This is a genomic window from Dechloromonas denitrificans (assembly GCF_001551835.1).
Classification (GTDB): Bacteria; Pseudomonadota; Gammaproteobacteria; order Burkholderiales; family Rhodocyclaceae; genus Azonexus; species Azonexus denitrificans.
Genome location: NZ_LODL01000040.1, coordinates 54,681 through 64,969 on the forward strand (window position 1 = coordinate 54,681; position 10,289 = coordinate 64,969).

At 63.6% G+C, this 10,289-nt stretch carries 9 protein-coding genes; 4 read left to right on the top strand and 5 right to left on the bottom strand.

From position 1 onward, the window contains the following. Positions 1-4 precede the first annotated feature (4 nt). The 3 genes from AT959_RS19065 to AT959_RS19075 form a co-directional block, all read right to left on the bottom strand. Positions 5-2,566: an EAL domain-containing protein gene (locus tag AT959_RS19065; protein WP_066886943.1), complete on the bottom strand. Its 2,562-nt coding sequence runs from the start codon at positions 2,564-2,566 to the stop codon at positions 5-7. Continuing rightward, positions 2,563-3,579 carry a cytochrome-c peroxidase gene (locus AT959_RS19070; RefSeq protein ID WP_240481892.1) on the bottom strand — a complete coding sequence of 339 codons (1,017 nt, stop codon included), beginning with the start codon at positions 3,577-3,579 and terminating at the stop codon, positions 2,563-2,565. Before AT959_RS19070 ends, AT959_RS19065 begins: the two co-directional genes overlap by 4 nt. 72 nt (positions 3,580-3,651) lie before the next feature. After that, entirely contained in the window at positions 3,652-4,620 is a 969-nt protein-coding gene (locus AT959_RS19075; protein ID WP_240481893.1) for a sensor domain-containing diguanylate cyclase, read from the bottom strand. 91 nt (positions 4,621-4,711) lie between these two features. Here AT959_RS19075 and nth point away from each other — a divergent pair, with 91 nt between their 5' ends. The 3 genes from nth to AT959_RS19090 are packed head-to-tail and all read left to right on the top strand — an operon-like array spanning position 4,712 to position 6,868. Continuing rightward, positions 4,712-5,344 carry an endonuclease III gene (gene nth, locus AT959_RS19080; protein ID WP_205629970.1) on the top strand — a complete coding sequence of 211 codons (633 nt, stop codon included), beginning with the start codon at positions 4,712-4,714 and terminating at the stop codon, positions 5,342-5,344. Further along, a complete protein-coding gene (locus AT959_RS19085; protein ID WP_066886948.1) occupies positions 5,341-6,444 on the top strand; it encodes an FIST C-terminal domain-containing protein in 1,104 nt (367 codons plus the stop codon). Before nth ends, AT959_RS19085 begins: the two co-directional genes overlap by 4 nt. Then, entirely contained in the window at positions 6,437-6,868 is a 432-nt protein-coding gene (locus AT959_RS19090; RefSeq protein ID WP_066886950.1) for a DUF1841 family protein, read from the top strand. Before AT959_RS19085 ends, AT959_RS19090 begins: the two co-directional genes overlap by 8 nt. 10 nt (positions 6,869-6,878) lie before the next feature. On the opposite strand, the gene AT959_RS19095 is transcribed toward AT959_RS19090, so the two are convergent. Continuing rightward, positions 6,879-7,652, bottom strand: coding sequence for an oxygen-binding di-iron domain-containing protein (locus AT959_RS19095; protein WP_066886952.1), 774 nt, complete (start codon positions 7,650-7,652; stop codon positions 6,879-6,881). 79 nt (positions 7,653-7,731) lie between these two features. Then, the gene (tfpB, locus tag AT959_RS19100) at positions 7,732-9,519 is read right to left on the bottom strand and encodes a type IV pilus assembly ATPase TfpB (RefSeq protein ID WP_066886954.1); all 1,788 of its coding nucleotides are present in this window, start codon (positions 9,517-9,519) and stop codon (positions 7,732-7,734) included. Positions 9,520-9,655: 136 nt separating this feature from the next. On the opposite strand from tfpB, the gene AT959_RS21675 reads away from it, so the two are divergent. Beyond that, positions 9,656-10,289 (top strand): hypothetical protein (locus AT959_RS21675; RefSeq protein ID WP_205629971.1); only part of this gene is annotated, 634 nt, incomplete at its 3' end.

The following is a 10,289-nucleotide window of genomic DNA, read 5'->3' on the forward strand; positions in this document are numbered from 1 at the left end:
GCAATCAGGTCTGGCGGCTCGCCGCCAGCACCGCGCCCATGGCTTCGGCCGCCTGCGGTCGACCGAACAAAAAGCCCTGAAACTGATCGCAGCCGTGTGCCCGCAGATAGTCGCGCTGGGCCTCGGTTTCCACCCCCTCGGCAATCACTGACAGATCGAGCTGGTGCGCCATGGCGATCATCGCCGAGGCCAGCTTGCCGCTCGCCCCTTCTTCGCCGATTTCGCAAACGAAGGCGCGGTCGATCTTCAGCGCCTGCAGCGGAAACTGGTTCAGGTAGCTCAAGGACGAATAGCCGGTGCCGAAATCGTCGATCGCCACATCGATCTGCATCGCCCGCAATTCATGCAGCACCTCGACCGCTCGCCCGGCGTTGCGCATCAGCAGCGATTCGGTCAGTTCCAGCGTCAGCAGGTCGGGTGCCAGCCGATGGCGGGCCAGCGCCTCGGCGACCAGTTTCGGTACATCCTGCTGCGCAAACTGATGGGCCGAGATATTGACCGCCACCGGCACCACCGGAAGGCCTGCATCGAGCCAGGCCCGCTGCTGCCGGCAGACATCGTGAATCGCCCACTGACCGAGCCCGCCGATCAGGCCGCTTTCCTCGGCCAGCGGAATGAAACGGACCGGTGAAATCGGGCCATGCTCGGGGTGCTGCCAGCGCATCAAGGCCTCGGCCCCGATCAGACGACTAGTCGCCGCATCGACCTTGGGCTGGTAATGCATCGACAACTCGCCGCGCTCCAGCGCGCCACGCAGGTCGTTTTCGAGCAGCAATTCGCCGAGCGAGGCGCGATTGATATCGGGCGCATAGAAACGCGCCGTGTTGCGCCCTTCATCCTTGGCCCGGTACATCGCGGCATCCGCCTTGCGCAGCAACTCGGACACGGTGACGCCATCATCCGGGCAGAGCACGATGCCGGCGCTGCCCGTCACCGTCAGCGCATGGCCGGCCAGTAGATAGGGCTGGCCCATCGCTGCCAGCAGCTTGCGGGTGACATGCATGGCGTCCTGCACCTGCTCCAGTTCGGGCAGGACGACGACGAATTCGTCGCCACCCAGCCGGGACAGGGTGTCCGTTTCGCGCAGCACGGCCAAGCCGCGCTGGGCGGCCTGGATCAGCAGGTGGTCGCCGATTTCGTGGCCGAGGGTGTCGTTGATATTCTTGAAACGGTCGAGATCGACAAAAACCACCGCCGCCGGCAGCTTGCTGCGCCGCGCCTTGACGATCGCCTGGGCGATCCGGTCTTCGAGCAGCAGGCGATTCGGCAGGCCGGTCAGCGCATCGTGATGCGCCAGATGCTGAATACGCGCCTCGTTCTGCTTGCGCTCCGAAATATCGGTGAAGACACCGATGTAGTGACTGACCGCTTCGCCATCTTCACGCACGGCCGCCAGCGACAGCCACTCCGGATAGATGCCGCCATCCTTGCGCCGGTTCCAGATTTCGCCGTGCCACTGGCCATACTCCAGCAGTTCGGCCCACATCTGGCGATAGAACTCCGGCCCCTGGCGCCCCGAATTCAGGATGGCCGGCGTCTGGCCGATCACCTCCTCGACGGCATAGCCGGTTATTGCGCAAAAAGCCGGGTTGACCGCAAGAATGCGCGATTGCGCATCGGTAATCGTCATTCCTTCGGTGGCACTGGTAAAGACCCGGGCATAGAGCCGGAGTTGGGCCTCGGCCCGGCGCTGAGCCTTGAGGCGCTGGGCCAGGTCGCGCCGGTTCTTGTCGATGCGAATAACCGCATAAATGACGTAGAGCACCAGCAGCAAGGCGACGGTATACAGCAGACGGCGATAGCTCGCCGCGATGCTCAGGGACGCGGCATGCCCGGCCGTATAGAGCCGGGTCAGTTCCTCATGCAATTGCGTCGTCGGCGAATGCATGATGCGGAAAACCTGCTGATCGACTTCCGGCCGCCGTTCAATGATGACGCGGGCGTGCACCAGCAGATGCGCCAGGCCGGCCGGCTCCTTGGCAAGGGACTCGGCCGGCACTTTCTCCAGACGTTCGAGCATGGCCATCAGCCCAACCACCGAGTCGCGATCCGGCCCCTGGCCGAAACTCAGCACGGCCCGCAGGAAACGCCCCAGTTCCGGCGGCGCGGCCGCTCCGGCCTGCTGCAGATAGTGCTCGGCAGCCTGCGGGAAATAATGCAGGGAATTGCGCAGCACGGCATTGCTCCGCTGAAAGCGGTCGATCTCGGCTTCCTTGGCCAGTTGCGCCGCCAACAGATCATTCAGCTTTGCGTTCAGCAGCGGCAGATGATCGACCGGCGTCCAGCCCGGGAAATTGAGTATCCTCGGCCGCTCTTCGCGAATTTCACGCAGATGGCGGACCAACGCATCGTAGTTATGCACCAGATCGGAATAACTGCCCAGCACCGCCGCGTTCAACTCGACATCCGCCTGTTCGATCCGGCGCAGCGACTGCATGTAGGAATAATGCACCTCCGGCGCCACCTCGCCGGCCCGCACGAACAGCCAGGTCAGCAGACTGGCCAGTGCAACACCCCCCAGAGCCAGCAGCAGCCAACGCCGGTTTCGTTCCCGTGGCGTCGTCATTGCAGCAGCGCTCCCCGCCATTCGCCGGTCAGGCTCTTGAGAAAGGCGGCAATCGCCTGTGCATCGAGCTCCGACAGTTCGCGCCCCAACTGGTAACGCCCCATCAGCAGTACCGCCTGCTCCAGGGTCGCCACCGAGCCGTCGTGGAAATAGGGAGCGGTCAGCGCCACATTGCGCAGGCTGGGCACCTTGAAGACATGCTTGTCCTCGTCGCGCTGGGTGACGTTGAAACGCCCCAGATCGGCCCGGGTGATGGCGCGACCGGCAAAGTAATCGCCGAGTACGCCGAACTTCTGATACATGTTGCCCCCGACCAGCGCCCCCTGGTGGCAACTGCTGCAGCCCAGTTCGCGGAAGCGCCGGTAGCCCTCGACTTCGGCCGGGTTCAAGGCCGCCTGATCGCCCTGCAGATAACGGTCGAAGCGCGAATTCGGGGTTTGCAGCGAGCGCTCGAAAGTGGCAATCGCATTGCTCACATTGTTCACCGTCAGGCCATCCGGGTAGGCGCGCCGGAAATCGGCCTGCAACGCCTCATCCTGCGCCAGGCGGTCGAGCACCTGCGACCAGTTGCTGCCCATTTCCAGCGGATTGTGCACCGGCCCCGCCACCTGCTCCTCCAGCGTCAGCGCCCGGCCATCCCAGAACTGGGCCATGCTCAGTCCGCTGTTGAAGACGCTCGGCGCATTGATCTCGCCGACAGCACCGCCGATGCCGACGGAAAACGGCCGGCCATCGGCACCGCCGCGCCTCAGATCGTGACAGGAGACACAGGCCAGCGTCCGGTCGGCGGAAAAGCGCTTGTCGCTGAACAACCGCTCACCGAGGGCGACCCGCTCGGCAGACAGAACGGGCAAAGCTGGCAAGGGCAAGATCGGCTCAACGGCATCCTTCGTCGAGGCCGGAATGCTGCGGTCGACGCCTTCGCTGCTCTGATGGTCATAGGGCACCAGCAGGGAAGCCAGACTTGAAGCAATAAGCAGAACGGGAATGACGAGCAGCAAGCGCCGGGTCAATGGGATTTTCGATTTTTCTGGCACCAGTGTCCTGCGATTCTCTGCGGGCGGACAAGCTCGCCCGGCAACAACTCAAGCGGCCTCGATGACGCAATTCTTGCCGCGCCGCTTGGCTTCATAAGTGGCCTCGTCGGCCCGATGGATGAAGGAAGCCTCGCCTTCGCCCCGTACATACTCGGCGACCCCGATACTGACCGTACAACCGGCCAGTTCGGCATCGTTGGCCAGCGCCGCCTGAATGGCGACGCGCTCGCGCAAGCGCTCGGCAAACAAACACGCGGCAGCCGCATCGGCCTCCGGCAAAAGGACGACGAACTCCTCCCCGCCATAGCGGAAAGCGCTGTCCGTACTGCGCAGCGACTCGCCGATCAAATGGGCCAGCCCCTGCAAGACCTTGTCGCCTTCGAGATGGCCCCGCGTATCGTTGATCTGCTTGAAGTTGTCGCAATCGATGACCAGCACCGACAAGGGACGGGCATAGCGGTCGGCCCTTTCCAGTTCGGCGTGCAGGCATTGATGCAGGTGGCGACGATTGAACAGCCCGGTCAGTGGATCGGTGACGCTGAGCACGCGATAACGCTCCTCGCTCTCGCGCAGGGCCTCCTCTGCCCGCCTGCGATCCGTCACGTCCTGCAAGGTTTCGATGGCGCCGATCACCCGGCCCTCGGCATCACGCAGCGGGGCGGCGGTAAAGTACAACCAGCGCCCCCCCTGGCCAAAAGCCGGGAAGAAATCCTCGGCCTCGAAAGCGCCTTCGATCAGCGCCGAGCGGCTGAATTTGCCGTGGTAGAACTGGTCGACCGCACCTTCGAGGGCACCGCTGACAATAAAATCCGCCATGATCGGTCGCGGGTGATCGTAGAAGGCGCGCCACTGCTCGGAATGACCGATCATCTCGGCCGCCGGCACCCCGGTCAGCACAGCGCAAGCCCGGTTCCAGTGGGTGACCCGGTGCTGGTCGTCAATGACGAAACTGGCCACCGGATTGCCTTCGACAATCTGGGAGAGAACGAGATTATCCCCACGGGTTATCAGTGCCACAGAAGCGCAGCCTTCTCTGTCGGTTAGAATTTGTTTTCCTTGAATATCCATCATTCCGGCTTGCCTGACAATCCTGAAAAAGCCTTAAATCGTGAAAAAAGCCGCCATCGAAGCCTTTTACAGCCGCCTTGCCGAAAGCAATCCGGCGCCGACAACGGAACTGCATTACAGCAGCCCCTTCCAGTTGCTGATCGCCGTCATCCTGTCGGCCCAGGCGACTGACGTCGGCGTCAACAAGGCGACGGCCCGCCTTTTTCCGCTCGCCCCGACACCGGAGACGATGGCCGCCCTCGGCGAGGAAGGCCTGACCGAGTACATCAAGACCATCGGCCTCTACCGCACCAAGGCCAAAAACGTCATCGCCACCTGCCGCATCCTGCTCGCCGAGCACGGTGGCCAAGTGCCGACCGAGCGCGCCGCATTGGAAGCCTTGCCCGGTGTCGGCCGCAAGACGGCCAACGTCGTTCTCAATACCGCCTTCGGCCAGCCGACCATCGCCGTCGACACGCACATCTTCCGGCTTGGCAACCGCACCGGCCTCGCCCCGGGCAAGACCGTGCTCGAAGTCGAGCAGAAACTGCTGCGCGTCACGCCCGAGCAATACAAGAAAGACGCCCATCACTGGCTGATCCTGCATGGCCGTTACATTTGCAAGGCCCGCAAGCCGGAATGCGGACGCTGCGTCGTTGCCGACCTCTGCACCTTCAAGGGCAAGGCCCTGTGAAAGCCGGCAGCGGCCTGGCCAACGGCCCGCACCCGGCGCCCGAACTGGCCAGCAAGGCCGTTCGCCAGGCCCTCGCCGCGGCCGGCCTGGAACGCGCCGCAGCCGTCATCCTGTTCCTGAGCCGCGAATTCAGTCGCCAGCCACAGCCCGCCATCCTTGCCGCCGCCCGTGCCGCGGGCTGCCTGCAAGTCTTTGGCGGCACCGCCAGCGGCCTGTTTACCGAGCGCGGCTGGCTGCTCGACCAACCCGGCGCCGCGGCGCTGGTTCTGGAAAATGCCGACCCGGCGCCGCCTGCAGCGCCGATCGTCTCGTTCAGCGGCCACACCACCCTGCCCTTTGCCTGGCACGAGGGCGTTCCGCGCCTGGGTCTCCTCGACACCGATGCCGCCGTCTGGACGCACGGCCGGCTGGCCACCGACGGCTGCGCCGAAGTCCGCCTGCCCGGCCAGACCCGCCTGGCCATCTCGCCTGGCCTGCGTCTGCTCGGCGAGGCCCTGCGCATCGATGCGACGCGCGGCTACGACATTTGTCGCTGCGCCGGCCAGACGGCGCTGGCCAGCCTGCAGCGCAACCTGCCAGCTGAACTGCGCGACAACATCCCGCTGCATCAGATCGTCGCCCTGCGCCTGCTGGACCAGCCGGGCATTCCCATCCTGTCGGCCAATGCCGATGGTTCGCTGAGCCTGGCCGAGGCGCTGAGCGAGGGTGAAACGATCACCTGGGCCATGCGCCAGCCGCTGGCCGCCGAGCAGGACATGCGGCAGGCACTAAGGGCGGCGACCATGGCGGTCAAGGCGGGCTCTGCGACCATAGAGACAACGGCTGGCCCTGCGACCATAGAAACAACGGCTGGCCCTAGGGTCGACGTGCAAAAAGAGGGAATTTTCCGGCCGGATTGCGGCCTGATGTTCTCCTGCATCGGCCGCGGCCCGCTGTTCTACGGCGACGATGATCGCGACCTGCTCGCCTTCCGCCAGCAGTTTCCCGACACCCCGTTGCTCGGTGCCTACGGCAGCGGCCAGATTGCCCCGGCCGGCGCTCAAAACCGGCTGTTCCACAATTCCGTCATCACTCTACTTATTGAAGGCAAGCATGTTTAATCCGTCCCGCGAGCAAGTTCGTCGTTTCTTCTGCGATGCCTGGAAGAAACACCTGGAACGTCTGCCGCTGGTCGGCGCCGAAGTCACCGCCGCCGATCTCGCCATCCGTCATCCTGAATATCACGCCTTGCTTGCCGACAGTACCGGCGCTATCGAGCAGGAATGGGCGCCGGAAGCCGGTCAGATGAATCCCTTCCTGCATCTCTCGCTGCACCTTGCCATCCACGAGCAGATCAGCATCGACCAGCCGCCGGGCATCCGCGCCGCCTTCGACAGCCTGCGCAGCCGGATGGACCCGCACGATGCCGAACATGTGCTGCTCGAATGCCTCGGTGAAACCATCTGGCGCGCCCAGCGCGAGGGCGGTCCGATGGATGCGCTGGCCTATGTCGACGCGGTGCGCCGCAAGGCCAGCCTGCTCTAGTCGCGCCGCTTTATTGCGGCACGCAGTAGTGGGCCTGCGTCATCAGATCGACGCCGCACTCGATACCCTCGACCCAGCTGATGAAGTCGTTGACCGCGGCCTTGCCGGCAAAGCGGCTGCCGTGCTGCGGCACGATCTGCTCGATATCGAGCTGGCGCACCATGTTGGCCCAGAAACGGGCGACCTTGCGCGACACGATGTAGCGCCGATGAAAGCCTTCCATGAAACGGACATGGCTGGCGAAATCGCTGACCGGCTCGGCGGCCAGTTCGTGCGGCACCATTGAGGCGCCGAGGTCGCCGGAAAAGAGGATCTTGGCGATCGGGTCGTAAAACTGGAAGTTGCCTTCGGAATGCAGGAAGTGGGCCGGCAAGGCGATGATCTTGCACTGGCCGAGCGCAATCTGCGCCCCCTGGTCGGGAATGCCGACGATGCGGCCGGAAATGTCCTTGCCGTTGGTGAAATGCGGGACAAAGCGGGTCCACAGGTTTGAGATCAGGACCTTGCAGTGCGAGGCGATGAACCACTTGTTGACCGAGGCGATGATGTCCGGATCGGGATGCGAGGCCAGGATGTAGTCGAGATCGCGCGACGGGAAATACTGCTGCATGTCCATCAGCAGCCCCGAGTAGGTCATGTTGCCGCCGGGGTCGATCAGCGCGCCGTGGCCATGATCGGCGATCAGGAACTGGTTGGACTGGACGGCACCGGTCGGCGAGTCATCAACCAGATCGTAAAACGCGTGAACGATGTGTTTTCCATCGTTGTAAAGCTCGACACCCATAATAACCCCTTTGCGAAGAGGGTGACATTATCTACACACTACGGCGTTTTGCCTAATCAAAAAGAACTATTTTGATTAACTAAATGTCATCGGCCGGCGGCGCCACCTTGATGATTTCCTCCAGCGAAGTCGCCCCCTGCGCCACCTTCAGCGCACCGGAAATGCGCAAGGGCCGCATCCCTTCGCGGTAGGCCTGCTCACGCAGTTTGGCCACTTCCATCGCCGGCTTGATCATCCGGCGCACCTCGGGTGAGTTGAGCAGGATTTCGTAAATACCGACCCGGCCGATATAGCCGGTCATCCGGCATTCCAGGCAGCCGACCGGCTCCCAGATCTGGGCCGGCTCGCCGGACTTCCACGGAGCGACCAGCGAGCGCCAGGCGGCGCGCTGATCTTCCGTCGTCGGCATCGGTTTCTTGCAATGCGGGCACAGCGTCCGGACCAGACGCTGCGCCATGACGCCGAGCAGCGTCGAATTGATCAGATAGGGCGGCACGCCGAGGTCGAGCAGGCGAGTGATCGCCGATGGCGCATCGTTGGTGTGCAGCGTGGAGAGCACGAGGTGGCCGGTCAACGCCGCCTGGATGGCCATTTCTGCCGTTTCCAGGTCGCGGATTTCGCCGATCATCACGATGTCCGGGTCCTGCCGCATCAGCGCCCGCACACCGTCGGCAAAACCGAGGTCGATGCTGTGTTGGACCTGCATCTGGTTGAAGGCGCCCTCGACCATTTCGATCGGGTCCTCGATGGTGCATACATTGACTTCCGGCGTCGCCAGCTGTTTCAGCGTCGTGTACAGCGTCGTCGTCTTGCCCGAGCCGGTCGGGCCGGTGACCAGGATGATGCCGTTCGGCGATGCGGTCATCTGCTTCCAGCGCGTCTGGTCGTCTTCGGAAAAGCCGAGCGAGCGGAAATCGCGGACCAGCACTTCCGGGTCGAAAATCCGCATCACCAGCTTTTCGCCAAAGGCGGTCGGCAGCGTCGACAGGCGCAGCTCCACCTCCTGCCCCGACGGCGTCCGTGTCTTGACCCGGCCATCCTGCGGCCGCCGTTTCTCGATGACGTCCATCCGGCCGAGCAGCTTGATGCGGCTGGTCATCGCGTTCATCACCGTCATCGGGATCTGGTACACCTGATGCAGCACGCCGTCGATGCGGAAACGGACGATACCGATGTCGCGCCGCGGCTCGATGTGAATATCCGAGGCGCGCTGGTCGAAGGCGTACTGCCACAGCCAGTCGACGATATGGACGATGTGCTGGTCGTTGGCATCGAACTGCTTGTTGCCCTTGCCGAGTTCGACCAGCTGCTCGAAGCTGGACAGCCCCGAAGTGATCTCGCCCTTCGCCGCCGCTTTCTTGACCGACTTGGCGAGTGCGAAGAATTCGACCAGGTAACGCGAAATATCGTCCGGATTCGCCATCACCCGGCGAATTTCCTTGCGCAGAATCGGCTTCAGCTCATCTTCCCATTCCCGGACGAAGGGCTCGGCGGTGGCGATGACGATCTCCCGCGTCGTCACCTGCACCGGCAGAATGCCGAAGCGCGCCGCGTAGGCGCTCGACATGACATCGGCGACCCCGGTGAAATCGATCTTGAGCGGGTCGATATGCAGGTAGTCGAGGCCGCTGCAGCCGGCCAGCCACTCGGTCAGCACCTCCAGCGTCAGCAGGCGCTGCGGCAGTTTTGGCGCCCGCCATTTCTGGTCGGCAATCACGATCAGCGGGTGGATCCGGCCGCCATGCAGGCGACGCTCGTTTTTCAGGGCCTCAGCCAGCGCCGGCTCGACCAGGCCATCCGCCACCATCAGCGCCAGCACCTCGGAAAGCGCCAGACGGTGCTCGTGTGAATTCGCATTCTTGTTCATGCGCAGGAATATAGCGTGAGTCGTAACGCTTTGTAAGCGAGGCCACTTCTGTTTGCAGTCATTTACAACTTGCCGGGATATCTTTTCAGCATCGTCCTACAATCAAATTGAACCCACCAACAACAAGGAGCACAAAATGAAATCCCGCCTGATGATGATCGGTAGCGCCTTGATCGCCGCGCTGTTCTGCTTGCCAGCCATCGCCCAACCCGGCCCCGGCATGGGCGGCATGGGTGGCCCCGACCAGATGATGGGTCAAGGCAAAGGCCCCGGCATGATGCAAGGGAGTGGGCCGGGCGCCCGCGGTCCGCGTGATTGCAGCCAGTCGGCCAACCCGGCTGCCTGCAATGCGCATCGCGAAGCCCACGCCAAGGCGGTCGAAGCCTGCAAGGACAAGGCCGGCCCGCAGCGCAAGCAATGCATGGGCGAGCAAATGCAGAATTTCGACTGCAGCAAGTCCGCCAATCCGCAGCAATGCGAAGCCCGCAAGGCGGTGTACAAGGAATGCCAGAGCCAGACCGGCCCAGCCTTCCGCCAGTGCGTGCAGCAGCAGATGCCGCCGCGTGACTGCAGCCAGTCGGCCAACCCGGCCGCTTGCAATGCGCATCGCGAAGCCCGCGCCCAGGCGGCCGAAGCCTGCAAGGGCATGGTCGGCCCGCAGCGCAAGCAATGCATGGGCGAGCAAATGCAGAAATTCGACTGCAGCAAGGCCGTCAATCCGCAGCAATGCGAAGCCCGCAAGGCGGTGTACAAGGAATGCCAGAGCCAGA